This window comes from Amycolatopsis circi, assembly GCF_003385235.1.
Taxonomy (GTDB): domain Bacteria; phylum Actinomycetota; class Actinomycetes; order Mycobacteriales; family Pseudonocardiaceae; genus Amycolatopsis; species Amycolatopsis circi.
The window spans coordinates 16,679-42,186 of record NZ_PQIA01000017.1 but is presented as its reverse complement, the minus strand read 5'-3'; the positions used below and the strand labels follow the sequence as shown (position 1 = coordinate 42,186).

Genomic DNA, 25,508 nt, shown 5'->3' with positions numbered 1-25,508 from the left:
GTGCCCCAGTTCCGCAAAACCTCGACGGCTGTGCTGACCGGCCTCGGCGCGCTCGTCGCGCTGACCGCCTGCGACAGCACGAACTCCGCGTCCGGTCCGTCCGGCGCGGCCGCGGGCGGGCCGATCAAGGTCGAGGCGTCCGACACCGCCTGCTCGGTTTCGGCGACGACCGCGGCCGCGGGCAACCTGACCTTCGAGATCGCCAATAAGGGCAGCAAGGTCACCGAGTTCTACCTCTACGCCGAGGGCGACCGGATCATGGGCGAGGTCGAGAACATCGCGCCGGGGCTGAACCGGCGGCTCATCGTCGAGGTCCCGGACGCGGGCAAGTACCAGACCGCGTGCAAGCCGGGCATGGCGGGCAACGGCATCCGCGGCGACTTCACCGTCACCGGCGGCGCGCAGGGCCAGAGCAACGCCAGCGCGCAGAAGACCGCTGCCACCAAGAGCTACGCGACCTACGTCGAGAACAACAGTTCGGCGCTGGAGACCGAAACCGCGAAGTTCGTCGCCGCGGTCAAGGCGGGCAAGGTCGAGGAGGCGAAGGCCGAGTACGCGCGCACTCGCGTGTTCTACGAGCGGATCGAGCCGGTCGCGGAGAAGTTCGGCGACCTCGACCCGTCGATCGACGCCCGCGAGGCCGACGTCGAGCCGGGCCAGCAGTTCACCGGCTTCCACCGGCTGGAGAAGGACCTGTGGACCACCGGCCTGAAGCCGGACAGCCCGCAGATCGCGGACAAGCTGCTCACCGACGTGAAGGCGCTCGTCGCCAAGACCAAGACACTGCAGCTGAGCGTCCTGGACCTGGCCAACGGCGCGAAGGGCCTGCTCGACGAGGTCGCGACGAAGAAGATCACCGGCGAGGAGGAGACCTTCTCGCACACCGACCTGTGGGACTTCCAGGCCAACCTGGACGGTTCCAAGGGTGCGATCGCCGCGCTGCGGCCGATCCTGCAGGAGCGCGACGCGACCCTGGTGTCCACTTTGGACAAGGAGTTCGCGAACGTGCAGGGGCTGCTGGACAAGACTCGCGCCGGAGACGGTTTCAAGTACTACAACGAACTCTCCCAGGACCAGATCAAGGCGTTCGCCTCGGCGGTCGACGCGCTCAGCGAGCCGCTGAGCAAGGTCGCGGAGGTCGTGGCGCGGTGACATCTCAAGCCGGGACCGAAGAGGGAACCCAGGTCTCCCGCCGGAAGCTGTTCGGGCTGGCCGGCGCGGGTGTCGCGCTGGCCGGCGCGGGCGCGGCAGCCGGCGTCGGCTTCGACCGGCTCGGCGGCGACCCCCCTGCCGCGGCCGCGACGTCCACGGTCGACTTCCACGGCGAGCACCAGGCCGGGATCGTCACCCCGGCGCAGCCGAACCTGCACTTCGCCGCCCTCGACGTGACGACGAAGGACGCCAAGAAGCTCCGCGAGCTGCTGCGCACCTGGACGGCCGCGGCACGGCGGATGACGGCGGGCCAGGAGGTCGGTCCGAACGGCGCGCTCGGCGGGTCCGCGCAGGCCCCGCCGGACGACACCGGCGAGGCGCTCGACCTGCCCGCCTCCGACCTGACGCTGACGATCGGCTTCGGCCCCTCGCTCTTCGACGACCGGTTCGGCCTTGCCTCGAAGCGTCCGCCGCAGCTGATCGATCTGCCCGTGTTCCCGAAGGACAAGCTCGACCCGGCCCGCAGCGGCGGCGACCTGTGCATCCAGGCCTGCGCGAACGATCCGCAGGTGGCGGTGCACGCGGTCCGCAACCTGGTGCGGCTGGGCTTCGGCGTCACCGAGGTGCGCTGGTCGCAGCTCGGGTTCGGCCGCAGCTCGTCGACGTCGCGCTCGCAGCAGACGCCGCGCAACCTGTTCGGTTTCAAAGACGGCACCAACAACGTCAAGGCCGAGGACACCGACGTGCTCCGCGACCAGGTGTGGGCGCAGGCCGGCGACGGTCAGGCGTGGATGGCCGGCGGCACGTACCTGGTGGCGCGCCGGATCCGGATGCACATCGAGACCTGGGACCGCGAGACGCTCGCCGGGCAGGAGAAGATTGTCGGGCGTTCCAAGGGAACCGGGGCGCCGCTCGGGCAGACCGGCGAGTTCGACCAGGTCGATCTTCAGGTCGGCGGCGCGGGCGGGACACCGCTGATCGCCGAGGACGCGCACGTCCGGCTGGCCTCGCGCCAGACCCGCAACGGCGTGCAGATCCTGCGCCGCGGCTACAACTTCGTCGACGGCTCCGACGGCGTCGGGCACCTTGAGGCGGGCCTGTTCTTCCTGGCGTTCAACCGGGATACGCGCACGCAGTACGTCCCGATGCAGCAGGTGCTCTCGTCCAAGGACGCGATGATGGAGTACCTGCAGCACACCGGTTCCGCGCACTTCGCGATCCCGCCGGGCCTCACCCCGACCAGCGACTGGGGTGCCGGGCTCTTCGCCTGACCAGTACAAACCTCCCCGGCTCGCCACTGCGTGAGACCGGTTGCCGGTGCCTTCCGGGCAAGCGACGGTGACCGCGTTCATCCGCGCGAGGTGAGGAGTTCGGTCGTGGTCGCTGTGGCACAGCCGCGGTTCGGGGTGTGGGCGGTCGTCTACGGGTCGTGGGGCCCGTTCGATCATCCGGACGATCCGGTGGACGCGAGCTGGGAACGCAACCGGCGGCTGATCGTCGAGGCCGACCGGCTCGGCTTCGATTCGACGCTCATCGCGCAGCACGTGGTGAACCCGTTCGGCGACGAACTGGACCAGCTGGAGACCTGGACGTCCGCAGCGGCGCTCGCCGCGCTCACCGAGCGGATCGAGATCGTCGCGGCGATCAAGCCGTATCTCGTGCATCCGGTGGTACTGGCGAAGCAGGCGCTGCAGATCCAGGAGATCAGCGGCGGCCGGTTCGGGCTGAATCTGGTGAACGCCTGGTACAAGCCGGAATTGGCGCGAGCCGGCATTCCGTTCGCCGAGCACGACGCGCGGTACGAGTACGGCCGCGAATGGATCAGCGTCGTGCGCGGGTTGCTGTCCGGCGAGCGGGTTTCGTTCGAGGGCAAGCATTTCCAGGTCGACGGATACCAGCTGCGTCCTGCTGGTTCGGCGCCGGCCGTGTACGTCGGCGGCGAGTCGGACCCGGCGCGGGCGCTGGTGGCGGACAAGGCCGACGTGTGGTTCATCAACGGGCAGCCTCGGGAGAACGTCTCCCGGCTGATCGCGGACGTCGCTGCCCGCCCGCGCGTCGGCCCGCCAGTCCGATTTGGACTGTCCGCCTTCGTGGTGGCTCGCGAAACCGACGCCGAGGCGGAAGCGGAGCTGGCGGCGTTGTGGGAACTGGCCGAGGCGGGCAAGGCGCGCTGGGAGGCGCTGGTCGCGGACGCCGATCCGAAGGCGGTGATGTTTCAGACGTTCGCGAAGTACCCGCACATAGGCACGAACGGCGGCACCGCGGCCGGTCTGGTGGGCAGTTACGACACCGTGGCGCAGCGGATCCGCGAGTGGGCGGACCTGGGAATCGAGACGTTTATGCTGCAATTTCAGCCCTTCGAAGCGGAGATGCGCCGGTTCGCCGAGCACGTGCTCCCCCGCGTGCGCTTGACTTCAAGCAAACTTGAACTTGCACGGTAGGTGCATGTTCACCGACGCAGAACTCAGCTACCTGGCCGGCCAGCCCCTCGCCCGGGTCGCCACCCAGCAGCCGAACGGAACCCTGCAGGTCAGCCCGGTCGCGTTCTCCTGGAATCCGGAAACACAGACGATCGACGTGACCGGGTACAACCTGACGAAGAGCCGGAAGTACCGCAACGTCGAGGCCAACGGGCAGGTCGCCATCGTGATCGACGACCAGCCCTCGACGACGCCGATGCGCATCCGCTGCCTGGAGATCCGGGGCCGGGCGGAAGCCGTGCCGGACGCCTTCGCACCGGACGGCCACCTCGACGGCGCCGTCATCCGCATCCACCCGCAGCGCATCATTAGCATGGGCATCGACGACCCCGACCGCGAACCGCTCGAGGTGAAGCCGAACAACCGGAACGTGTGAAGACGCGCCAGTCCGCAGTCCCGCCCCTGCCCGGGGGAGGGACGGGGCTGCGCCTGGCTTCACCGGTCCGCTGACTCTCAACGACGAGCACCCGCCACCGTGTAGGCCGCCGATCCCGCCACGAACAGCAACCCGGCCGTCCACCACGCCGCCGCGGCGTCTGCTGTCGCCATCGGCCAGGCCACGACGTCGTAGACCTTGCCGACGCCTTCCGGGACGAATGCCGCCGTCATCGCCCAGCCCATCGGCAGCGTCCAGCCGAACTGGCCGCCGAACAGCGTGGCTGCCAACCCGGTCAGGCCGAGGAGCCCGGCCGCGTTGCGAAGGATCCAGCTCGCGCCCATCGGGAGATCGACAAGGCCTTGTGCCGCAACCATTACGCCGCCTGCCACCGCACCGATCAGCAGGAGGTGCGTCAGACGCCGGGGCGGCCAGCGGAAGGAGGCCGTGCGGTCCAGGTCGAGATCCTGTCCGCTGAGGCCCACGCCTGCTACCGCGACTGCGGCACCGAGGGTGACTGTCGCGAAGAGCGTCGTCCAGTTGCTGCCCAGGAGCGGCGGAAGAACGACGGCACAGAGCAACAATGCCGCCAACGACACTGCGAGGTGGCGCGAACGCGCGTACAGCGCTATCCATCGCATCAGCGCGCACCTTCCATGAGAACCTTCAGCGGGTCACCGGTGCAGGTCAGTTCCAGTTGCCGCGCCGCGGCGACCCGGGCGGTCTGTTCCGCCGCCGGCACGGCCTTCAGCGCGGACCACGCCGGGTCCGTCCGGGTCTGCAGCGGAGGCTCGGTATACGAACGCGGCGGCGCGTACGAACCGACCAGCCACTGCGCCATTACCCAGCGCGCGGCATCCTCACGGTCGTTCTTCTCACCTGTGTAGGACGAGGCATGACAGGGCAGCGTCCCCGCACCGCTCAGCAGCGTCACGGTGAGGCTGTGGCCGCTTTTGTCGTACATCGCATAGGAGTCCCGCTGCATCAGGAGCCGGGACGGATCTCGAGGACTCACTTTGGTGTTGCCGAACGACACCGTCGATTCCTCGACCCGGCCCGGACGTTGCGGCAGTTTCTCCAGCAGCCGCATGGCTTCCTTGCCGGGGCCGGCCACAGTGGACAGCCAATCCTCGTGCAGCCGCGTGACGCACACCGGGCCGTCGCACACGAGGGCGGCGGCCGCCTTGTCGACGATGTAGTTGTTCTCCGCAGCGGCCGGGAACAACGGCAAGGCCACTGCCAGCCCTGCCGCCACCGGGAGCAACGCGAGCGCCTTGATCCGCGCCGAACTGGCGAGCAGCAACAGGAAGCCAGCCGCGGAGAGCCCCAGCAGCCAGCACAGCTGCCCGATCTGCACCCCTGGCGCTGGCACGTCGAACGGACCTCGCGGCACCAACTGCCCGATTCCGAGCAACGCGGCCGGATTCGGCACCCGGTCGGTCTCGCCCGACGCCTGCAGCACCAGTCCGCCGACCAGTGCGACGACCGCGACCGCCGGCGCGGTGATCGGATACGGCAGCAGCCGCCCGAGCCCCAGTCCCAGCGCCACCCCGGCGACCACGGACAGCACGCCGAGCAGCAGTTGCGTCATCCACGCCGCGGTGAACATCCCGCCGTCAGCCACGACCTGCCCGACCCCGGCGGCGACAAGCACCAGGTAGCCGACCACCGCGGCGAGCCCGACCGCGGACGCGAGCGTCCTGGCCCGCTGTCCGGCGGGTCGTGGCGTGGATTGGAACAGTTCGCTGACGCCGGCGCGGGCGTCCCGCATGCCCTGGATCGCCGCGGCCCCGACGATGATCGGCCACAACAGCACCAGCAGATAGCGGGACCACCGGACCGCGGTCAGCCAGGTGGCGTCCCAGGCCGCGGAGCCGTGGCTCCACGGCCCAGGGGACAACAGCAGCAACCCCAGGCCTACCGCCAGGAACACGACGGGCACCCACGGGGCGACGGTGCGCCGGAGTTCGGTCCGGAACGCGCTCATCACCAGGCTCCCTTCCCCTGCGCGTGGCCGAGCAGCGCCGAATAACCGCGCTCGATCGGACTGTCGCCGACGTCCGCCTCGCTGCCCGCCGCGGCCAGATCCGCAGGCGTGCCTTGGAAAACCAGCTTCCCGGCGGCGAACAGGACGACGTCCGAGCACGCTGCGGCGACGTCTTCGACCAGGTGAGTAGAGACGACGACGCACGCGTCCCGGCCGATCTCCTGCAGCAGCTCCCGGAACCGCAGGCGTTGTGCGGGATCGAGCCCGGCGGTGGGTTCGTCGAGCAGCAGGAGCACTGGGTCGTTCACTATCGCCTGTGCGATGCCGACGCGGCGGACCATGCCGCCGGACAAGGTCTTCATTTTGTCCTCGGCACGCTCGGCGAGACCGACCCGTTCGATCGCGCGCTGCACCGCGCCCGGCACCTCCTGTTTCGGCATTTCCTTGAGCCACGCCAGGTATTCGACGAACTCGCGGACGGTGAACCGCTTGTAGTACCCGAAGTTCTGCGGCAGATAGCCGATCCGGCGGCGCAGGGTGCGCTGGTCGAAACGCCCCCCGATCGGCTCTCCGAGCAGCGCCAGCTTGCCTTCGGTCGGCCGCAGGACCGTGGCCAACGTGCGGATCAACGTGGTTTTGCCCGCGCCGTTCGGCCCGAGCAGGCCGTGCACCCCCGTGCCGAGCGCGAGGTCGAGGCCGTCGACCGCCATGCGCTTGCGGCCGACCCGCACTTTCAGTCCCTGTGCCTGGATTTCCCAGGCGTAGGTCGCCGGAGCGACCTCGGCGGCTTCCACAGCCCGCATCGGTGTCCCCTCTCGTTTCCGTCAGTGATGCGCAGCAAGCTGCGTGAAAGTGTTCCGGCGAAGCACTACGAAGACAGCCGCGACGACAGCGGCCGCGAGCCAGCCCGGCCAGGTGGCGGCCTCCAGCAGTGCTGAGCCCCCGAACGCGACGCTCGGCACCACCAGCGCACCGAGCCACAGCCCGATCAGGATCGACGCCGCCCAGGCGACGCCGATGAACGTGCCGAGCGCGAGCGTCCCCGTGGTGAACGCGAGGCTCGGCAGCAGCCCGAACCCCATCCGCGCGCCGATCAGCCAGCCTGCGACGAGCAACACCGCCAGCACTGGCACCACGACCGCGGTAGTCCGCCGCAGGATCAGCTCCAGCCCGGCGCGCGGGGTGGCCGCGGTGAGTTCGTACGACGGGTCCAGCCCGCCTGACCACGCCGCCGCCACCCCGAAGACCGGCAGCACGGGGGAAAGCAACTGCACGAACGACAGCCCGTCGGGGAGCGACCGGTCGAGGTAGACCGACAGCGCGCCGACTATGAGGACCATCAGCAGCCACGGGACCATGACCGGGGTCGCCCAGCAACGCAGCCATCCCGCGACCCGGCGCGGCATCGGCTGCGGCGCGCGGGCGAGGTCCGGCTCCAGCCCGGCCCAGACGACGTCGAGCAGACCGGACACCTCGGCGGTGGACGCGCCGGCGAGCCGCGCCCGGCATTGCGCGCACTTCTCCAGGTGCCCTTCGAACGCCCATGCCTCGTCCCCCGGCAGTTCGCGACCGGCGACGTAGCCGGCGAGCATCCGGTCGGATACGTGGTTCATGGCTTGACCTCCTTCGGCCAGTCCTGGTTTCACGACAGCGCCTCCCGCATCGCGATCCGGGCGCGGCGGGCCCGGGTTTTGACCGTTCCTTCTGGCAGGCCCAGCAGGATCGCGGTCTCGCGGACCGACAATCCGTCGAGCACCATGGCCTGCAGGACCGCGCGCAGTTCCGGCGCGAGACTGCGCAGGGCGTCCCCCACCGAATCGCCGACCGTGCCGGCCAGCGCCTCCTCTTCGGCGGCCGGTGCGGACAGCGCCTCCTGCGCCGCGGGAGGCGGATTCGCGTGGTGCGCACGCCGCCGGAACGCGTCGATGAGCCGGCGCACCGCGATCGTCCAGACCCAGCCCACGGCAGAGCCGCCGGCGACGACGCCCGCGAACGAACCCGCGGCACGCCACACGGCGAGGTAGGTCTCCTGCATCACCTCCGAGACGATCTGGTCGTCGGAACAGCGGTGCCGCAGGCGAATCGCGAGCCACGGCGACGTGCGGCGGTAAAGCTCTTCGAACGCCGCAAGGTCACCGCGAGCAATGCGCCGGAGGAGGTGTTCCTCGTCCGGCTCCCTGGGTGGCTTGTGCTTCACACCCGGCAAGACGCCACCTCCGCGCTTCCGGTTCTCGAAAATGAGTGATCTAGGTCACAGTTGATGTTGAGGTGCTTCGCTTGGCGAGGCAATCGTGCCCGGGAGCAGGCGGAGGCGTGGGTGGACGGGAGGGGGCTCCGTCTTTCGGGTGAGGGCGGCCGGTCCGGCTGAGAGCGGGAAGGCGAGGTGGCGCATGGGCGCGCGACCACGGCGAACAGAGCTGGCGAGCGGAGGCTCAGGCGGCGGTGCGGCTGGAGCGGGAAGCGCGGATGGCCCCGAGAGCGGACAAGCATCGGCGCAAGGAATGCAGGCGGCTAGGGCACCGGGCTGAACGGCCGAGGAGCTGGCAGTGCCCGGCCGGGACTCGTGAGTGTCTATGCCGGTTAGAACCGGCATAGACACTCACGAGAACCCAGCCAACCCGCTGAAGCGCAGTGGCCCCGCCCAATCGCACTCGCGGACGACGGGCAACGAGCGCACCTGGCCCACGAAGGCAAGCGGCGAACGAGAGTCCTGCAGGGCGGGCCAAAGACCCTGCGCAGGCAGCGGAAACCCCGGCAGTACACCAGAGAGACTCAGGCGGAGGGGCAGAAATTCCGCCTGAACTCTCTGCCCGGGCGTCGCAGACACCTATGCACCCACCAAACCGGCTCGGGCGAGAGGTCAGAACTTCCGCCAGCTCTCAGCCCCGAACGTCACGGGCATCCATGCAACCCACCAAAACCGGCTCAGGCGGAAGGCCGGAATTCCCGCCAGCTCTCAGCCCCGGTCGTCACAGAAACCCCAGCATCACGACAACCCAGCTCAAGCCGAGGGCCAGAACTTCCGCCAGCCCTCAGCCTCCAACGTCGCCGGTTCCACCCCGGCCTTCCGGGCCGCCGTCTCCGCCGCGCGGACGTCCAGTGCGAACTGTTTCGCAACCGCACGCAGTTCGCCCTCCGGGTCCAATCCGCCCCGGCGCGCGGTTGCCGCGGTCCGGAACAGTTGGGCGGGGGCGGAGGAGTCCTGCGGGAACAGGTCCAGCGGAATCCCGGCTCGACCACTGCGCTGGCCCAGTTTCCCCGCCAGCGCGACGGCGGGCTGCCCCAGCGCGACACCGTCCACAATGGACTTACGCTGCTTCTCGGCCTGCTTCAGCTCTTCCCACTTCAGCTCCTGGTGTTCGGCCGTGGCAATGCGGGCCGCGTCGGCGAAGACGTTGGGGTGGCGGCTTACCAGTTTGTCCACCAGGTCGCTGGCCACGTCGTCGATGGTGAAGGGGGCTCGGCCGTGTTCGGCGGCTACGCGGGCGTGAAACAGGACCTGCAGCAGGACGTCGCCTAGTTCCTCGCGCAACGCCGCGCGGTCGTTGTCCTCGATGGCTTCCAGCAGTTCGTACGCTTCCTCGACCAGGTACTGCCGCAGGGATTCGTGCGTCTGCCGGGCGTCCCATGGGCAGCCGCCCGGGGAGCGCAGGCGGTCCATGACCTCGACCGCTTCGACCAGCGGCGGCACGGGCGTTTCGATCAGCTGCGCGCCGTCAGCGAGCATCGCGGCCGCGGTCGGTTCGGCGGGGGAAGCGGCGAGCAGCACGATGTCCGCGAAGGACTGGCCTACCGGCGGGACACCGAGCTGCGCGGCGTCGACGTCGGTCGCGGCGTACACGGCAGCGGTGCGCAGAAGTGGCAAGGCGGCCGCAGGGAGGGTCGCTCCCCGGACCAGGACTACGGTGCCGGTCACTGCTGCGCCGGAGCACCGCCGCGCAACGGCACGGCCACGCCCGTGACCTCGGCCGCGCTGGGGGCGAGGTTCATGCCGACCGGGTCCCACACGCCGTAGCGCGGGTTGATTTTGAAGTCCACGTTGCCAACATACGGCTGGAGCATCCGCACGCCGATCGCACCCAGCTGGGCCGCGGTCGGCTGCTGGACCTGGTCGGTGGCGACCTTCGCGTCCGTCGTCCGCTTCCGCACCACGGCGGTGACCCACCAGGTCGGCGCGCTCGCCGGGTTCGGCTGGAACGCGATGGCGGTGTTCGCGGGAACGCCGAACAGCACGGTCGCGGCGTCCTGCGGCGACGAGAGCGCGGGAGCTTGCTGGCCGACGTTGCCCTGCGCGCCGCCGCGGATGTCGGCCTGGATCGCGCCCGGGTTGGCCGCGTACTCCTCGGCCTTGGCGATGGCCTGGCTGCGCGCGGCCTTCGGGTCGATCGACGGGGCCTGGCTCTCCGAGGTCGGCGCGCCGATGCTGGTGTAGTCGAAGTTCACCGACAGCGTCGGCAGGTACTTCAGCGCGATCCTCTGCTGCAAGTACTGGTCGGTCACGGCCTCGCGGTGATCGCGCAGCAGCCAGACGAGCTGGGTGACAGCCGCGGACTGATCTTGCGTGACGGACTCGGGCACCGGCGACGCGAGCGGATCTTGTTGCATGGCCTCGCTGACGGTGTTCTCGTCGACCGAGATGCCTTCCTTCTGCGCGGCCTTCACGACGACCTCGTGCAGCAGCGACTGCCGGACGATCTCGCGCCCGACGAGGTCGAGCTGGTGCCGCCCGGCGAGCTGCCGGGCGTACGGCTGCTCCTGCACGGCGCGGTCGAGCAGCGCCTGAACCTGGTCGATGGTGGTGACCTGACCGTCGACGACCGCGGCGGTGCCCACCTGACTAGGGCCGGTACCGCATCCGGCGAGGAGGAGAGTTCCGGCGAGAACGGCGCCCAGCGCACGACGGCGCCCCATGATCCGCATCACAGGCCCTACCCTCTCACATGGCCTCGAAACACAACACCATCGAGGCATTCAGCGGGCTATTGTCGACATATGGACTCTTGGTTGTCGATCGAAGTCCTCGACGGGGCCTTCGCGGCGAGCGCGTGGCAACGCGCTCACGGCGACCGGCTGACCGAGGCCGCGCTGACCAACGGCGCCGAGCAATGGACGTGGCACGTCCACCGCTGGGGCGTCACGCTGGAGATCGAGTTTTCCTCGGAGGAGAAACGGGGTCGCTTCCGGCTCCTGCCCGCGGTGACCGCCGCTCTCGACGCGGTGCCGGATCCGGAGCGCGGGCTGCTCGTGTACCCGGGTCGCGGCGGGGGTTCGGGAGCCCGGGTGCCGCGGCGTCCCCGGCCGTTGCCGATGTCCGGCTGCGGTGCGCTGCCGACGCCGCAGGAGGAAGTGTCGTTGCGGCTGGCCACCGCGCAACCGCCGGGGTTCGAGGTCTTCGCGGCGAGATGAAAGCGATCACCGGAACGCGGCGACGTTCTCCATCGCCCACTGGCGGAAAGTGCGGCCAGGACGACCGGTGATCCGTTCGACGCTCCGGTCGGACTCGCCAGGCAATTGCGCCCAATAGTCCAAGATCGCCTCGGCCAACGGCGCGGGCAACTGCTGGACCGCTTCACGCCGGGTCGGCTCGCGCAGTTCGATTTCCTTGCCGAGCACCTCCGCCAAGATCTTTGCCTGGTCCCGGAAACTGAGCACCTCCGGCCCGCCCAGGCTGATCGTCTCGCCGTTCAACGCGTCGGTGGACAGCGCCAGTTCGGCGACGTCGGCGATGTCCTCGGGGTGGATGACGTCGAGCCGGGCGTCCGGGTACGCCTGGCCGACCGGCTGACCGGCGCGGACGGATTCGGCCCACCCCAGCGTCATCGTGGCGAACCCGCCGGGTCGCAGCACGGTCGAGGTCAGCGGTGTGGCCAGGAGGGCCTGTTCGACCAGAAAGTGGTGGCGGGCCAAAGCATTGTGCTCGGCATCGGGCGAGGTCACCGAGTCCGAGGACAGCAGGACAATCCGCTGTACTCCGGCCGAAACCGCGGCGTCCAGCAGTTCCTCGATGCCGGTCGGCTCGGCGTAGAGGAACACGGCGGTGATCCCGGCCAGCGCGGGAGCGAACGTCGCCGGCTTGGCGAGATCCAGCTCGACGGCCGGGAAACCGAGCTGCTGCGGGGCGCGGCTGGCCGCTCGAACGTCGGTCAGCCGGCGCAGCAGGCTCGCACCGATACCGCCGCGAGCGCCGGTGATCAAGATCGTCAAGGGGTACCTCCGCAGGGGATTCGGTTCTGGGGACCACCTTTCCCGCGCCGACTGATCGAGTCCAACAAAGATTACTGGTCACATTGATCGAGCAGTGCTATGAATCCGGCATGGAGTTGCGGCAGCTTGAGTGCTTCGTCGCGGTCGCGGAGGAAGCCAGCTTCACTCGCGCCGCCACCCGGCTGCACCTCGTGCAGGCCACGGTGTCGGCGACCATCGCGTCCCTGGAACGAGAGCTGGACGCGCCGTTGCTGCTGCGTACGACCAGGCGCGTCAGCCTCACTGACGCCGGTCTCGCGCTACTGCCGAAAGCACGCGCCGCGCTCGATGCCGCCCGCGATGCTCGCGACACTGTGCACGCGGTCCGGGGCGGCCTGCGCGGCACGCTGCGCATCGGGACCATGAGTTCGCTCGGGTTGATCGATTTGCCCGCGCTGCTGGGCGAATTCCACCGGGAGCACCCTCGCGTGTCGGTGCACCTCGCGACCGCGTCGTCCGAAGGCGGATCGCCCGGGCTGATCGCGGCGATCGCCGAAGGACGGCTCGATCTCGCCTTCGTCTCGATTCCCGGGCACCCACCGGCAACCGTGCGTCTGCGTACGGTGACCAGCACACCGCTGGATCTCGTCGTTCCCCGCGAGCACCCGCTCGCGCACCGAAACGACCTGACGCTGGCGGACCTCGCCGACGAACCGTTCATTGATTTCCCGCCCGGCTACGGAAATCGCGCGGTGACCGATCGCGCATTCGCCGCCGCCGGGGTACGACGGCAGCTCGCCATCGAGATCACCGACCTCGCCGCGGGCACCGATTTCGTCCGGCAGCGGCTTGGCGTGGCGCTGCTGCCCCGCGCGATCCTTCCAGCCGACGACGACCTCGTCGCACTGCCGATCGCCGACGCCGACCTGGACTGGCCCATCGCCCTGGCCACCCCGGCGGGGCGCACCGCCGGGGCCGCCGCGAGGGCGTTCACCGAGCTAGTCACGCACTAGCACTCACACCGCCGCCGGGGTTTTCGTCAGCTGGGACAACAGCTTCGTGCACCAGTCGAGCAGTTCCTGATCCCGCAGCACCGGCGCGCCCATCCGGCCGCCCGCCGGGCCTTCGGTCGGTTTCGGCACCGACACCGTGTTGGTGATCGCCTTGTACGACGCCTTGGGGTACAAGCGTTTCAGCCGCACCAGCTGCGAGTCCATCAACGGCAGCGGCGCGAACCGGATCGTGTTGCCCTGCACCGCGACCTCAGTGACACCGGCAGCGCGGCAAGCGTGCCGGAACGCCGCGACCGCGAGCAGCCGGGTGACCGGGGCGGGCGGCTGGCCGTAGCGGTCGACCAGTTCCTCGCGCACCGCGTCGAGTGCCGCGGTGTCCGGGGCCGCCGCGATCTTGCGGTACGCCTCCAGCCGGAGCCGTTCGCCGGGGACGTAGTCGTGCGGGATGTGCGCGTCCACCGGCAGGTCGACGCGGACATCGGCCAGTTCCTCGTCCTCCGCCGGCTCCGCGCCCGCGTGCCGCCGGAACGCCTCGACCGCTTCGCCGACCAGCCGGACGTACAGGTCGAACCCGACGCCCGCGATGTGCCCGGATTGTTCCGCGCCGAGGATGTTGCCGGCACCGCGGATTTCCAGGTCCTTCATCGCGACCGCCATGCCCGCGCCGAGTTCGGTGTTCTGCGCGATGGTGGCGAGCCGGTCGTGCGCGGTCTCGGTGAGCGGCGCTTCCGGCGGATACAGGAAGTACGCGTACCCGCGCTCGCGGCCACGTCCGACCCGGCCGCGCAGCTGGTGCAGCTGGGCGAGGCCGAGCATGTCGCCGCGTTCCACGATCAGCGTGTTGGCGTTGGAGATGTCCAGGCCGGTCTCGACGATCGTGGTGCAGACGAGGACGTCGTACTCATTTTCCCAGAAGCCCTGGATGATCTTTTCGAGCTTGTCCTCGTTCATCTGCCCGTGCGCGGTGACGACGCGCGCCTCCGGCACCATCTCGCGGATCCGTTTCGCCGCCTTCTCGATCGACGACACCCGGTTGTGCACGTAGAAGACCTGGCCGTCGCGCAGCAGCTCGCGCCGGACCGCGGCGCCGACCTGCTTGTCGTCGTACGCGCCGACATAAGTCAGGATCGGATGCCGGTCTTCCGGCGGGGTGAGGATGGTCGACATCTCGCGGATGCCCGCCAGCGACATCTCCAGCGTGCGCGGGATCGGCGTCGCCGACATGGTGAGCACGTCGACGTGCGTGCGCAGCGCCTTGATGTGTTCCTTGTGCTCCACGCCGAACCGCTGTTCCTCGTCCACGATCACGAGGCCGAGGTCCTTGTAGCGGATGCCGGTCTGCAGCAGCCGGTGCGTGCCGATGACGATGTCGACCTCGCCGTCGGCGAGCTGTTCGAGGGTCCGGTCCGATTCGGCCTTGTGCGTGAACCGCGAAAGGCCCTTGATGGTGACCGGGAACGACGCCATGCGCTCGGTGAACGTGTTCAGGTGCTGCTGCGCGAGCAGGGTGGTCGGCACGAGCACGGCCACCTGCTTGCCGTCCTGCACCGCCTTGAACGCCGCGCGCACCGCGATCTCGGTCTTGCCGTAGCCGACGTCGCCGCAGATCACGCGGTCCATCGGGACGCCGCGCTCCATGTCCGACTTGACCTCGTCGATGGCCGCGAGCTGGTCGTTGGTCTCGGTGAACGGGAAAGCGTCCTCCAGCTCGGACTGCCACGGCGTGTCCTGGCCGAACGCGTGGCCGGGCGCGGCTTGACGGGCGGCGTAGAGCTGCACCAGTTCGGCGGCGATCTCCTTGACCGCTTTTTTGGCGCGTGCCTTGGTGTTCTTCCAGTCCGAGCCGCCGAGCTTGTTGAGCGTGGGCAGCTCGCCGCCGACGTAGCGGGACACCTCGTCGAGCTGGTCGGTGGGCACGAACAGCCGGTCGCCGGGCTGGCCGCGCTTGGACGACGCGTACTCCAGCAGCAGGTACTCGCGGGTCGCGCCGGCGACCGTGCGCTGCACCATTTCCACGAACCGGCCGATGCCGTGCTGGTCGTGCACCACGTAGTCGCCCGCCTTGAGCGCCAGCGGGTCGACCGCGCCGCGGCGGCGCGACGGCATCTTCGTGTTCAAGTCCTTTGTGGACGATCCGGCATTGGCGCCGCGGCCGGTCAGGTCGGACTCGGACAGCACGACGAGCGCGCGCTCCGGCGAGATGAAGCCCTCCGCGAGCCCGCCGCAGGTGACCGTGACGACCCCGGCCGACGGCACGTCGGCGAGCACCTCGACGTGCTTCGCCGGAACCTCGGCCGCCATCAGCTGCTCGACCGCGCGGCTGGCGGTGCCCTGCCCGGCGACGACGAGCACGCCGGTGCCGCCGGAAGCGAGGTGCGCGCGCAGGTCGGTCATCGCGCGTTCCAGCTCGCCCCGGTAGGCGGGCGCTGGCTCGATGGCGACGCGGTAGACGTCCGGGTCTTCGCTGGTCAGCTGGGTGAGCGTCCACCACGGGCGCTTGGTGTCCTGCGCGTGCGACGCGATCTCGGCCAGATCGCGGTACGCCGACGCGCCGAGGTCGATCGGGGCCTGCCCGCCCGCCGCGGCGGTGGTCCAGGAGGCTTCCAGGAACTCCTGCCCGGTGCGGACGAGGTCGGCCGCGCGGGCCCGGATCTTCTCCGGATCGGCCAGCAGCACGTGGCTGCCTTGCGGCATCGCGTCGGTGAGCAGGGCCAGCTCGCCCTCGCAGAGGACCGGGATGAGCGCTTCCATGCCCTCGACCGGGATGCCGTCCGACAGCTTGGTGAGCATTTCGGCCAGGTGCGCGTCGGCCTCGTACGTGGTGGCCAGCTCGGCCGCGCGCGTCTTGACGTCCGGCGTGAGCAGCAGCTCGCGGCACGGCGGCGCGGTGACCCGCTGGATCTCGCCGGGCAGCGAACGCTGGTCGGACACCGCGAACGCGCGGATCTCGCTGACCTCGTCGCCCCAGAACTCGACGCGGACCGGATGCTGCGCGGTGGGCCCGAACAGGTCGAGGATGCCGCCGCGGACCGCGAACTCGCCGCGTTTCTCGACCATGTCCACGCGCGTGTACGCCAGCTCGACCAGCCGTTCGAGCAGGTCCTCGAAGCTCTGCTCCTCGCCGACGACCAGGTCGATCGGCGCGAGCGAGCCGAGCCCGGGGGCCATCGGCTGGATGAGGCTGCGCACGGTCGAGACCACGACCCGCAGCTCGTCGTCGCCGGTGTGCAGGCGGTGCAGCACTTCCAGCCGCCGCCCGACGGTGTCCGCGCGCGGCGAAAGGCGCTCGTGCGGCAGCGTCTCCCAGGACGGGAAGTCGGCCACGCGGTCGGACCCGAGCAGCGCGCTGAGCGAAGCGGTCAGCTCGTCGGCTTCGCGCCCGGTGGCGGTGACGGCCAGCACCGGGCGGCCCGCGCCGCCGCGCTCGGGGTCTTCGGCCAGCGCGGCGGCCACGAGCTGCCGTACGGCGACAGCGCCTTGCAGTTCGAGCAGCGGGGCGCCGGCGCGCTCGACAACGCCGCGCAGCGCCGGGTCGGGAAGGATGGCTTGGAGGAGTCCGGACAGTACAGCGTCGGTCACCGTCCCAGCCTACGTCGCGGCACCGACAGGTTTCCGCTCCCCGGCGATCACCTCCGCCAACAGGGGCAGCTGCCGCTCGACCGCACCGGGTTCCACGGAGCCGACGCGCAACAGCACGTGCTCGGCTCCGGCCTCGGCGTATCGGCGCACAGTCGCCGCGACCTCCGAGACCGGGCCGGTCACCGTCGCCTGGATGGTGCTGATCTGCGCCAACGACCGCTGATAGGTCGCCTGGGCGTAGTCCTCCAGAACGCTACGGCCGCGGCGCGGGTCGGGATCGACGTAAACGGTCAGGAACAACGACGGGGTGACCGTGCGAGCAGTGGCGGCGCGGATGGTCGCGAGGCCGGACGCGTAATCCGCGGGGTCCGGCGGGTACGGGAGCCAGCCGTCGTAACGCAGTGCGGTGCGGCGGAGCGCGGCTGGCGTCGCGCCGCCCAGCCAGATTGGCGGGCCGCCAACGCGCGCGGGGCGGATCGCTGGCGGCAGCCAGTCGTAGTGCAGCACCTTGCCGTGGAACGAGCGCGGCTGCCCGGTCCACAGTTCGCGCCAGAGCGTGACCACGTCGTCCAGATGCGAGAACCTCGTCCGGAAATCGACGCCGGCCAGCTCGAACTCTCGCTCGCTGAAGCCCGGGAAGCCCGCGCCGACGCCGACTGCGAGCCGTCCTTCGGAGATCAGGTCGACTGAGGCGAGCGTCATCGCGGTCTGCACTGGGTTTCGGTGCGCGGGCAGCAGCACGGCGGTGCCGACGGTGACGTGTTCGGTCGCCTGCGCGACCGCGGTGAGCAGGGTGAGCGGTTCGATCCGCGGCCGGGAAAGCGAGTCACCGGCCCAGATCGACGCGAATCCGAGCCGTTCGGCTTCGCGGGCCAATGCGACGAGGGCACGCGGGGTGCCGCCTGTTTCGAGCTGCGCCTGTCCGGCGGGAAGAAGTAGTCCGAATTCCACGCCGTCGACGATCCAGCGCGGCCCGGCGTCCCGGCAATTCCCTCCGGGGAATGGCCCGGCAGCAGAAAACTCGGCCAGAATCGCGCAGGTGCCCACCTCGTTCGCCGACGCCTTGCGCGACGCCCGTTCCCGCCGCCGGCTCAGCCAGCTCGACCTCGCGTTGAAAGCCGGGACGACGCAACGCCACGTCAGCTTCATGGAACGCGGCCGCTCGCTGCCCGGTCGCGGCATGGTGGTGCGCGTCGCCGAGGCGCTCGGCCTGCCGCTGCGCGAGCGCAACGCCTTGCTGCTGACCGCCGGGTTCGCGCCGGTCTACCCCGAAACGCGGCTGGACGACCCCGCGCTGACACCGGTGCTGGAGTCGCTGCGCGCGCTGCTCGCCGGGCACGAGCCCTACCCGGCACTGGTCGTGAATCGCTACGGCGATCTCGTCGCGGCGAACGACGGCTTCGGCCTGCTCACTGAGGGCGTCGCGGCGGAACTGCTCGAACCGCCGGTCAATGTGCTGCGGCTGGCGTTGCATCCGCGCGGGATGGCTCCGCGGATCCGGAACTTCGCCGATTGGGCGCAGCACGTGCTCGAACGCCCTCGCCGCGGTCTGGCACACGGGCCCGATCCGCGACATCAGGCGTTGCTGGACGAACTCACCGGATACCTGCGGACGCCAGGTGAACCGTCCGGCGACCACCTCGGCTTCGCGGTGCCGCTGCAGCTGTCCAGCTCGGCGGGCGAACTGCGGCTGCTCACCGCGATCACGCAGTTCGCCACCGCCGTAGACGTGACGGTCGCCGAGCTGAGCCTCGAAACCTTCCTGCCCGCCGACGCTTCGACCGCGGAACTGCTCAAGGTGCGGCCCAGCCGGTGACCTGCCCCATCGTCAGCTCCACGCCCGCCCACAGCACCGCCGCGCACAGGCTTCCGGCGAAGAAGCGTCGGTACGACAGTCCGGCAGAACCCGCGACGCGCGGCACGAGAGTGCGTACGCCAGCGAGGCACCGCCCTAGGACGACTGCTGGCACGCCATAACGCGCGACAGTCGCTTCGGCCTTGTCCCACTTCGCTTCGCCGATCCGCTGCCCCACGCGCGACTGACGCAGCTTCGGTCCCCACAGTCGTCCCTCCCAGTACGCGAGCTGGTCCCCCGCTAGCGCCGCCGCGACGCAGACCGTGAGCGCTGGCCACAGCTGTAAAGTCCCGCGCTGCACTAGGAAACCCATAAGCAGCAAGGTGGACAGCGTCGGCAGCACGATGCCGGGCAACAGCGCCGTCTCGGCCATGATCACCAGTGCGCAGATCAAGTAGACGAGCGGCGCGGGAGCGTCAAGAAGTGGCTGAAGCAGGCTGCCCATAGCGATCCAGTCCCGACCGCACCGGCAAAGCCGCGCGGTACACGTACGCCGGCGGCAGGTTCCGCCAAACCACACTGGTGCGTTCGACGACCGCGAAGCGGCTTCGCAGCAACCGTGCGAATCGACGCGCTGGCGGTGTCCAAGCGGTGTGCGCGTACGCGAAGGTGGTGAAGCGGCCTTGTGGGGAAAGCACCTCGCAGACGGAGTTCAGTACCGCAGCCTGGGGCGCGGCATGCATAGCTGTCCACGGCAGACCGGAGACGACCACGTCGACCGGCATCGTCACGTACGCAGCGACGTGTTCCGCAGAGCCTTCCGCAACGTGCAACGACGGAAAGCGTGCGCGTAGCTCCTGTACGAGGTGGGTGTTGATTTCCACCGCGGTGAAGTGCGCGTCGCGCTGAAGCATGCGAAGCAGTGCTTCAGTGAACACTCCCGTCCCCGGCCCCAACTCCACGACGCTGTGCGCGCTCTCGAGACCCAACCCCGCGGTCATCACTCCGGCCAGCCGTGCCGAACTGGCCGCGATCGCGCCAGTACGCATCGGGTGCCGGAAGAACTCCCTGGTAATCGACATGTTTTCGACGGTAGGAAGCGGCTCGGTCGTCGCGGATCGGCTCGGTCGGCGGGAAAAGTCGTTCGCTCGGAGGACCACGGCCATCCTCCGGAACGACGCGCGCGACGACGATCTCGCGTTACGTTCGTTTCGTGCGGAGACTGGTCATGTGGGGGCGCAAGCAGCGGTGGTTGCTGGACTTGCCGCTGTACGCCGTCTTCGTCGCCTTCGGCCCCAACATCGCGGATCAGCAAACCTGGCTGCTGCGCATGGTTTCGATGCTCTTTCTGCTGCCTCTGTTGCTGCGTCGCCGCTACCCGCGCACAGTCGCGCTCCTGATCCTCATCGGAGTAGCGCTCGTCTATACGAACGAGATATGGGCGTATGACCGTGGCCGCAGCGACCTCGCGATGGCGGTGGTCCTGTACACGCTCGTCAAAGCCGGTGACAGATGGTTCATCGGCTTCGCGGTAGCTGTCGTGGGCCTGGATGCCTTCTGGGGATTTACCTGGGGCACCAACACTCTGAACCCGACGCTCACCATCTTCGGCGCACTGCCGCTGTACTTGGCGGCCTGGGCTCTCGGCGCGTTCTTCCGGACGAAGGAACAACTCGCCGAAGAAGAACGACTGCGAGCGGAGCTGGCGGCCTCCGAAGAACAAGCGCGCAGTCGCGCGTCAATAGCCGAAGAGCGTACGAGGATCGCGCGCGAGCTTCACGACGTACTCGCACACAGCATGAGCGTGATCGTCCTGAACGCCGAAGGAGCGAAGCTCGCGCGCCATCACGACCCGGACGCTGTCGACCGTACGCTCGACACCATCAGCAAAACCGGTCGTTCCGCGTTAGCCGAGCTTCGGCGGCTGCTGGAGGTAATGCACGCTGGCGAACCCGCGCGCGCTCCGCAGCCGACGCTCGACCAGTTGCGCACGCTAGTCGCGCAGTCCGGCCGCGACATCACCCTCGAAGTCAACGGCGACATCGCCGACCTGCCCGCCGGTGTCGCGCTTCAGGCGTACCGCATCGTCCAGGAGGCCTTGACCAACATGCTCAAACACGCGCCGCCCGACGCGACCGGACGGGTCCGAGTCACCTTCGCCGGTCCGGAAATCCGCCTCGAAGTCACCAACTCCGGCGGGCGGCAACCGGTCGCGGCGGGACTGCCCGGGTCCGGACGCGGGCTCACCGGCATGGCCCAGCGCGTCGCGATGTACCACGGCAAACTCGAAACGGGCGCGCGGCCGGACGGCGGCTACCGCGTGTCGGCGACGCTGCGGACGGACGCCGCATGACGTCCGTGCTGATCTGCGACGACCAGGAGCTGGTGCGCGTCGGGCTGCGGATGATCGTCGACAGCCAGCCCGACCTGGAGGTGGTCGCGGAAGCGGGCGACGGCGCGGAAGCTGTCGAACTCGCCCGCGCGCGGCGGCCGGACCTCGTGCTGATGGACGTGCGGATGCCGGTGCTCGACGGCGTCGCGGCCACCGCGCAGATCTGCGCCGAACTGCCGGACACCTCGGTGCTGGTGATCACGACGTTCGACCTCGACGAGTACGCCTACTCCGCGCTTCGCGCCGGCGCCAGCGGATTCCTGGTCAAGGACGCGCCGTCGGACGAGATGCTGGTGGCGATCCGCGGCGTGCTGCGCGGCGACGCGATGGTGTCGCCGTCGGTCACGAAACGCCTGCTCGACCGCTATCTCAGCGCGCACCGGACGCCGCTGGACGAGCAGAAGCTGGAGACGCTGACCGAACGCGAAAAGGACGTGCTGGGCCTGATCGCGCGAGGACTGTCGAACACCGAGATCGCCGGGACGCTGTTCATCGGCGAGACGACGGTGAAGACGCACGTCGGACGGTTGCTGAACAAGCTCGGGCTGCGCGATCGGGTGCACGCGGTCGTGTTCGCGTACGAATCCGGATTGGTTCGTCCTGGCGGCTGAATCGGGCATGCTGGACCCATGCGTCTCGTCGCGTTGCTCGCCTCCGTCCTGGTGCTCGCCGCCTGCTCGGCCGCGCCAGCGAGCGCCCCGGCTCCAGCGGCACCGGAGTCCGGCAAGTTCGCCGTGCAGGAGGTCGCCGACGGCCTCGAACACGGCTGGGACGTCGCGTTCCTTCCCGACGGTTCGCTGCTCGTGCCGCAGCGTCCCGGCAAGCTCGCGCTGATCCGCGACGGCCGGAAGACCGACGTGCGCGCCGATTTCTCCGACGTCCTCGTGCAGGGCGAAGGCGGTCTGATGGGCCTGGTCCTGGCGGCGGATTTCGCGACGTCGCGCGAGTTCACCACCTGCCAGACGCATCAGGAGAACGGACGCGCGGTAGACGTCCGGCTCGTCACCTGGCGGCTCGCCGACGACGGCGCGAGCGCGGCCAAGGTGCGCGACCTGCTGACCGGCCTGCCGGTGAACCCGAGCGGACGGCATTCCGGCTGCCGCCCGACGCTCGCTCCGGACGGCGCGCTGCTCGTCGGCACCGGCGACGCCGCGCGGTCGACGGTGGCGCAGGACCGGCACAGTCTCGGCGGCAAGGTCCTGCGCATCAACGCGAAGACCGGGGAACCGTTGCCGGGCAACCCGTTCCTGTCGTCCGCCGATCCGAACGAACGCCGGATCTACACCTACGGCCACCGGAACGTGCAAGGTGTCGCGATCCGGCCGGGAACCGGGCAGGTGGTCACCTCCGAGCACGGACCGGCGTTCGACGACGAGGTGAATCTCCTGCGGCCAGGCGGGAATTACGGCTGGGACCCGTCGAAGGGCGGCACCGACCCCAACTACGACGAGAGCGTTCCGATGACCGACACCACCCGGTTCCCGGACGCGGTTCGTCCATTGTGGACCACCGGACAGATCACCGAGGCGACCAGCGGCGACGCGTTCCTCACCGGCAAGCAATGGGGAGCGAACGAAGGCGCGTTGGTCGTGGTGGCGTTGAAGGGGCAGAAACTCCTGCTGCTGCACCTGGACGCCGCCGCGAAGGTCACCGGAGTGACGCTGCCCGCGGAATTCAACGACAAATTCGGCCGGTTGCGAGCCGCCCGAAGCGGCCCGGACGGCTCGCTGTACGTGACGACTTCCAACGGCAGCAACGACAAAGTGCTGCGCGTGACCCCTGGCTGAGGTCAGCCGACGTACGCGCCGCCGTTCACGTGCACGACCTGGCCGGTGACGTGTCCGGCCTCCGGGGAAGCCAGGAAACGCACTACCTCGGCGACATCCTCCGGTTTGCCCGCGCGTTTTGTCATCGTGTTCTCGACCAGCCGCTCCTGACGTTCGGCGGAGAGTTTGCCGCGGAAGAATTCGGTGTCCACGATCAGCCCCGGCGCGACAATGTTCGAGGTGATCCCGCGCGACCCGAATTGGCGAGCGGTTTCGGTATTCCAGACTTCCACCGCAGCCTTCGCCCAGCCGTACGATTCAGCGCCGGTGTGCCCCGCGATCGAGCCGATGGTGACGATGCGGCCGTTGTCGGCCAGTCGCTCCCGCAGCGCTGTCGTCACGAACGCGGCGCTGAACAGATTCGCCCGGATGTTGGCCGTCCAGGCAGCGTCGAGCGCTTTCAATCCCTCGCCAGCGGAGCCCAGGAAATCCGTGTTGCCGCCAGCGTTGTTCACCAGCACGTCGATGCGTTCGGGCAACTGATCGCACTCCGCCTCGACCGCCTCGGGGTCGCTCGCGTCGAAGCTCACCGCACGCGCGCCGAGCAGCGTCGCCGCCTCGGTGAGCACGTCCTCGCGCCTTCCGGTGATCGTGACCTGATCGCCGTCCCGGACAAACGCCGCGGCGATCGCGTATCCGATTCCAGCGCTTCCCCCGGTTACCACTACGTCCCGTTTCATCTCACGTCCTTTATTGCTAAAGTACCTCTGGTGGACGACGGTACCGGCGGCGGGGAAAACCCGTCAAGCGACGAGGTGGACGAGATTCAGCAGGCGTGGCTGCGAGAGCGGCCGGGCACGCCGGTGTCGTCCATCGGCGTGATCACGCGGATCTGGCACATCGCGAAACTGCTGGAGGACGACCGGCGCGCGACCATGCTGGAACTCGGGATGGACGCGTCCACCCGCACTTTGCTCAGCACGCTGCGCCGGGCCGGGCCGCCGTACCGGCTCAGCGCGGGCGAACTCGCGAAACGCTGCCGGGTCAGCCCCGGCGCGATCTCCCAGCAGACCGCCCGTGCCGAACGCGACGGCCACGTCCGCCGGGTGAAGTCCACTTCGGACCGTCGCGGGGTGTACGTCGAGCTGACCGAGGACGGTCACGAGCTGATCGAGCGAACCGTCGGATATCTGCTGGAGCACGAGGAAACCTTGGTGTCCGCACTGTCCCCGGCCGAACGCGATCAACTGGCGGATCTCTTGCGCATCCTGCTCGCGGACCTGGACCGGCGGGCGCGGAGGTAAGGTGGCTGGCATGCCCACCATCGACAAAGTCGCCTGGCTGCACGTGGTCGACGGCAAGCTTCTCGCCGCGCGTTCAGCGGGCAAGGACACCTGGTACCTGCCCGGCGGGAAACGCGAAGAGGGCGAGTCGGACGTCGAAACGCTGGTCCGGGAGATCTCCGAGGAACTGAGCGTGACTCTGGATCCGGCTTCCGCGCAGCTGGCCGGTTCTTGGGAAGCACAGGCGCACGGCAAAGCGGACGGCGTCGTGGTGCGGATGACTTGCTACACCGCGGATTACACCGGCGAGCTGAAGCCGAGCAGCGAGATCGAATCGTTCGGCTGGCTCGCCCACGCCGACCGCGACCGGGTGTCGGCGACGGTCCAGCTGATCCTGGACGACCTGCACGCACAAGGAAAACTGGTCTGATGCTGCGACTCGGAATCACGGTGCTCGGAGTCGCCGACGTCGAACGCGCGATGCGGTTCTGGTCCGAGGCGCTCGGGCTCGCCGAGGACCCGGAATGGGCGAGCGAGACGTGGCGGACGCTGGCACATCCCGGCGGCACGCACGCACTGGGGCTGATGCGCAGCGAATCGCCCGCTGAGTCGAGGCCTCGGCTGCATCTGGATCTGTACACCGACACCGCCGATGAGCAACGCGCCGAGGTGGAACGGCTCATCGACCTCGGCGCACGACGGGTCGACTGGAAGCACTACCCGCCCAAACCGGACTTCGTAGTCCTCGCCGACCCTGACGACAACCTGTTCTGCGTCGTGGACCTCAGCAACGCGCCCTCCGGCGGTTAAGCACTCAGCCGAGCAACCGCGGCTTGTTCTCCAAGTGCGACAACCCGTTCCACGCAAGATTCACCAGATGCGCGGCGACCTCGTCCCGCTTCGGTTTGCGTGCGTCCAGCCACCACTGCCCGGTGAGCGCGACCATGCCGACGAGCGCCTGCGCGTAGAGCGCGGACAGCTTCTCCTCGTACCCGCGCGCGGCGAACTGCTGCGCGAGGATGTGCTCGACCTGGCTGGCGATGTCGTTGAGGACCGTCGAAAAGGTGCCGGTGGAGCTGGCGACCGGCGAATCACGGACGAGAATGCGGAAACCGTCGTGCGAATCCTCGACGTAGCTCAGCAACGCGACGGCGGCCTGCTCCAGCATCACCCGCGGATGTCCGCCGTGCAGCGTCGAGATCATCCGGTCGAGCAGCAGCTGCGTCTCGCGGTCCACAACGACGGCGTAAATGCCTTCCTTGCCGCCGAAGTGCTCGTAGACGACCGGTTTGGACACGTTCGCCCGCGCGGCGATCTCCTCGACGGACGTGCCGTCGAAACCCTTTTCGGCGAACAGCGCACGCGCCACGTTGAGCAATTGCTGTCTGCGCTCGGTGCCCGTCATGCGCACCCGGGCGACCGGTGCGGCCGGTCGCGCGCCGGTGACCGCCGCTTCTCGCTTCGCCCGTCGTCTCCCCGCCATTCGCAGCAGGGTAGTCGTG

General features: G+C 69.3%; 27 protein-coding genes. 13 read left to right on the top strand and 14 right to left on the bottom strand.

Features of this window, described 5'->3' with window-relative positions:
- The 4 genes from efeO to D0D37_RS09355 all read left to right on the top strand — a co-directional run bounded on the left by efeO (window position 1) and on the right by D0D37_RS09355 (window position 4,008).
- Window positions 1–1,152, top strand: coding sequence for an iron uptake system protein EfeO (gene efeO / locus D0D37_RS09370; protein WP_162834134.1), 1,152 nt, complete (start codon window positions 1–3; stop codon window positions 1,150–1,152).
- The gene (gene efeB / locus D0D37_RS09365; protein WP_116200147.1) at window positions 1,149–2,423 is read left to right on the top strand and encodes an iron uptake transporter deferrochelatase/peroxidase subunit; all 1,275 of its coding nucleotides are present in this window, start codon (window positions 1,149–1,151) and stop codon (window positions 2,421–2,423) included. Before efeO ends, efeB begins: the two co-directional genes overlap by 4 nt.
- A gap of 105 nt (window positions 2,424–2,528) precedes the next feature.
- Complete coding sequence (locus tag D0D37_RS09360) at window positions 2,529–3,593, top strand: LLM class flavin-dependent oxidoreductase (protein WP_244223449.1); 1,065 nt, start codon at window positions 2,529–2,531, stop codon at window positions 3,591–3,593.
- A 4-nt stretch (window positions 3,594–3,597) separates the two neighbouring features.
- Window positions 3,598–4,008 carry a PPOX class F420-dependent oxidoreductase gene (locus D0D37_RS09355; protein ID WP_116200146.1) on the top strand — a complete coding sequence of 137 codons (411 nt, stop codon included), beginning with the start codon at window positions 3,598–3,600 and terminating at the stop codon, window positions 4,006–4,008.
- A 77-nt stretch (window positions 4,009–4,085) separates the two neighbouring features.
- Here D0D37_RS09355 and D0D37_RS09350 read toward each other — a convergent pair whose 3' ends face one another.
- The 7 genes from D0D37_RS09350 to D0D37_RS09320 form a co-directional block, all read right to left on the bottom strand.
- Window positions 4,086–4,649, bottom strand: a complete 564-nt coding sequence (locus D0D37_RS09350; RefSeq protein ID WP_116200145.1) for a hypothetical protein — start codon at window positions 4,647–4,649, stop codon at window positions 4,086–4,088.
- A complete protein-coding gene (locus D0D37_RS09345) occupies window positions 4,649–5,995 on the bottom strand; it encodes a hypothetical protein (RefSeq protein WP_116200144.1) in 1,347 nt (448 codons plus the stop codon). Before D0D37_RS09345 ends, D0D37_RS09350 begins: the two co-directional genes overlap by 1 nt.
- Entirely contained in the window at window positions 5,995–6,798 is an 804-nt protein-coding gene (locus tag D0D37_RS09340; protein WP_116200143.1) for an ABC transporter ATP-binding protein, read from the bottom strand. The genes D0D37_RS09345 and D0D37_RS09340 overlap by 1 nt, the downstream gene beginning before the upstream one ends.
- A 21-nt stretch (window positions 6,799–6,819) precedes the next feature.
- Window positions 6,820–7,608, bottom strand: a complete 789-nt coding sequence (locus D0D37_RS09335; RefSeq protein ID WP_116200142.1) for a zf-HC2 domain-containing protein — start codon at window positions 7,606–7,608, stop codon at window positions 6,820–6,822.
- A 29-nt stretch (window positions 7,609–7,637) separates the two neighbouring features.
- Window positions 7,638–8,192: an RNA polymerase sigma factor gene (locus D0D37_RS09330; protein ID WP_116200141.1), complete on the bottom strand. Its 555-nt coding sequence runs from the start codon at window positions 8,190–8,192 to the stop codon at window positions 7,638–7,640.
- A gap of 804 nt (window positions 8,193–8,996) precedes the next feature.
- Window positions 8,997–9,911 (bottom strand): nucleoside triphosphate pyrophosphohydrolase, encoded by a 915-nt coding sequence (locus D0D37_RS09325; protein ID WP_116200140.1) that lies wholly within the window; start codon window positions 9,909–9,911, stop codon window positions 8,997–8,999.
- Window positions 9,908–10,906, bottom strand: a complete 999-nt coding sequence (locus D0D37_RS09320; protein WP_341867977.1) for a SurA N-terminal domain-containing protein — start codon at window positions 10,904–10,906, stop codon at window positions 9,908–9,910. Before D0D37_RS09320 ends, D0D37_RS09325 begins: the two co-directional genes overlap by 4 nt.
- Before the next feature lie 81 nt (window positions 10,907–10,987).
- Here D0D37_RS09320 and D0D37_RS09315 point away from each other — a divergent pair, with 81 nt between their 5' ends.
- On the top strand, window positions 10,988–11,401 hold the full coding sequence (locus tag D0D37_RS09315) for a hypothetical protein (RefSeq protein WP_116200138.1): 414 nt from the start codon (window positions 10,988–10,990) through the stop codon (window positions 11,399–11,401).
- Window positions 11,402–11,407: 6 nt separating this feature from the next.
- Here the strand turns inward: D0D37_RS09315 and D0D37_RS09310 are convergent, their stop codons facing one another.
- Window positions 11,408–12,199 carry an NAD(P)H-binding protein gene (locus tag D0D37_RS09310; RefSeq protein WP_116200137.1) on the bottom strand — a complete coding sequence of 264 codons (792 nt, stop codon included), beginning with the start codon at window positions 12,197–12,199 and terminating at the stop codon, window positions 11,408–11,410.
- 110 nt (window positions 12,200–12,309) lie between these two features.
- Here D0D37_RS09310 and D0D37_RS09305 point away from each other — a divergent pair, with 110 nt between their 5' ends.
- Window positions 12,310–13,191 (top strand): LysR family transcriptional regulator, encoded by an 882-nt coding sequence (locus tag D0D37_RS09305; RefSeq protein WP_116200136.1) that lies wholly within the window; start codon window positions 12,310–12,312, stop codon window positions 13,189–13,191.
- A 3-nt stretch (window positions 13,192–13,194) separates the two neighbouring features.
- On the opposite strand, the gene mfd is transcribed toward D0D37_RS09305, so the two are convergent.
- Window positions 13,195–16,755, bottom strand: coding sequence for a transcription-repair coupling factor (mfd, locus tag D0D37_RS09300; RefSeq protein ID WP_116200155.1), 3,561 nt, complete (start codon window positions 16,753–16,755; stop codon window positions 13,195–13,197).
- 24 nt (window positions 16,756–16,779) lie between these two features.
- The gene (locus D0D37_RS09295) at window positions 16,780–17,721 is read right to left on the bottom strand and encodes an LLM class flavin-dependent oxidoreductase (protein WP_116200150.1); all 942 of its coding nucleotides are present in this window, start codon (window positions 17,719–17,721) and stop codon (window positions 16,780–16,782) included.
- Window positions 17,722–17,809: 88 nt separating this feature from the next.
- Here D0D37_RS09295 and D0D37_RS09290 point away from each other — a divergent pair, with 88 nt between their 5' ends.
- Window positions 17,810–18,586, top strand: a complete 777-nt coding sequence (locus D0D37_RS09290; RefSeq protein WP_116200135.1) for a helix-turn-helix transcriptional regulator — start codon at window positions 17,810–17,812, stop codon at window positions 18,584–18,586.
- On the opposite strand, the gene D0D37_RS09285 is transcribed toward D0D37_RS09290, so the two are convergent.
- On the bottom strand, window positions 18,564–19,070 hold the full coding sequence (locus D0D37_RS09285) for a DedA family protein (RefSeq protein WP_116200134.1): 507 nt from the start codon (window positions 19,068–19,070) through the stop codon (window positions 18,564–18,566). The genes D0D37_RS09290 and D0D37_RS09285 overlap by 23 nt on opposite strands.
- A complete protein-coding gene (locus D0D37_RS09280; protein WP_116200154.1) occupies window positions 19,042–19,647 on the bottom strand; it encodes a class I SAM-dependent methyltransferase in 606 nt (201 codons plus the stop codon). Before D0D37_RS09280 ends, D0D37_RS09285 begins: the two co-directional genes overlap by 29 nt.
- Window positions 19,648–19,793: 146 nt before the next feature.
- On the opposite strand from D0D37_RS09280, the gene D0D37_RS09275 reads away from it, so the two are divergent.
- The 3 genes from D0D37_RS09275 to D0D37_RS09265 are packed head-to-tail and all read left to right on the top strand — an operon-like array spanning window position 19,794 to window position 22,744.
- Complete coding sequence (locus D0D37_RS09275) at window positions 19,794–20,918, top strand: sensor histidine kinase (RefSeq protein WP_116200133.1); 1,125 nt, start codon at window positions 19,794–19,796, stop codon at window positions 20,916–20,918.
- Window positions 20,915–21,568 (top strand): response regulator, encoded by a 654-nt coding sequence (locus D0D37_RS09270; RefSeq protein WP_037820214.1) that lies wholly within the window; start codon window positions 20,915–20,917, stop codon window positions 21,566–21,568. Before D0D37_RS09275 ends, D0D37_RS09270 begins: the two co-directional genes overlap by 4 nt.
- An 18-nt stretch (window positions 21,569–21,586) precedes the next feature.
- On the top strand, window positions 21,587–22,744 hold the full coding sequence (locus D0D37_RS09265; RefSeq protein ID WP_116200132.1) for a PQQ-dependent sugar dehydrogenase: 1,158 nt from the start codon (window positions 21,587–21,589) through the stop codon (window positions 22,742–22,744).
- A gap of 2 nt (window positions 22,745–22,746) precedes the next feature.
- Here D0D37_RS09265 and D0D37_RS09260 read toward each other — a convergent pair whose 3' ends face one another.
- On the bottom strand, window positions 22,747–23,463 hold the full coding sequence (locus tag D0D37_RS09260) for an SDR family NAD(P)-dependent oxidoreductase (protein WP_116200131.1): 717 nt from the start codon (window positions 23,461–23,463) through the stop codon (window positions 22,747–22,749).
- Between the two features lie 30 nt (window positions 23,464–23,493).
- Between D0D37_RS09260 and D0D37_RS09255 the strand changes: the two genes are divergently transcribed.
- The 3 genes from D0D37_RS09255 to D0D37_RS09245 are packed head-to-tail and all read left to right on the top strand — an operon-like array spanning window position 23,494 to window position 24,816.
- Window positions 23,494–24,027, top strand: coding sequence for a MarR family winged helix-turn-helix transcriptional regulator (locus D0D37_RS09255; RefSeq protein ID WP_116200130.1), 534 nt, complete (start codon window positions 23,494–23,496; stop codon window positions 24,025–24,027).
- A 10-nt stretch (window positions 24,028–24,037) separates the two neighbouring features.
- Window positions 24,038–24,436: an NUDIX hydrolase gene (locus tag D0D37_RS09250; RefSeq protein ID WP_116200153.1), complete on the top strand. Its 399-nt coding sequence runs from the start codon at window positions 24,038–24,040 to the stop codon at window positions 24,434–24,436.
- Complete coding sequence (locus D0D37_RS09245; RefSeq protein WP_116200129.1) at window positions 24,436–24,816, top strand: VOC family protein; 381 nt, start codon at window positions 24,436–24,438, stop codon at window positions 24,814–24,816. Before D0D37_RS09250 ends, D0D37_RS09245 begins: the two co-directional genes overlap by 1 nt.
- A gap of 4 nt (window positions 24,817–24,820) precedes the next feature.
- On the opposite strand, the gene D0D37_RS09240 is transcribed toward D0D37_RS09245, so the two are convergent.
- Window positions 24,821–25,411 carry a TetR/AcrR family transcriptional regulator gene (locus D0D37_RS09240; protein WP_162834135.1) on the bottom strand — a complete coding sequence of 197 codons (591 nt, stop codon included), beginning with the start codon at window positions 25,409–25,411 and terminating at the stop codon, window positions 24,821–24,823.
- Window positions 25,412–25,508 lie beyond the last annotated feature (97 nt).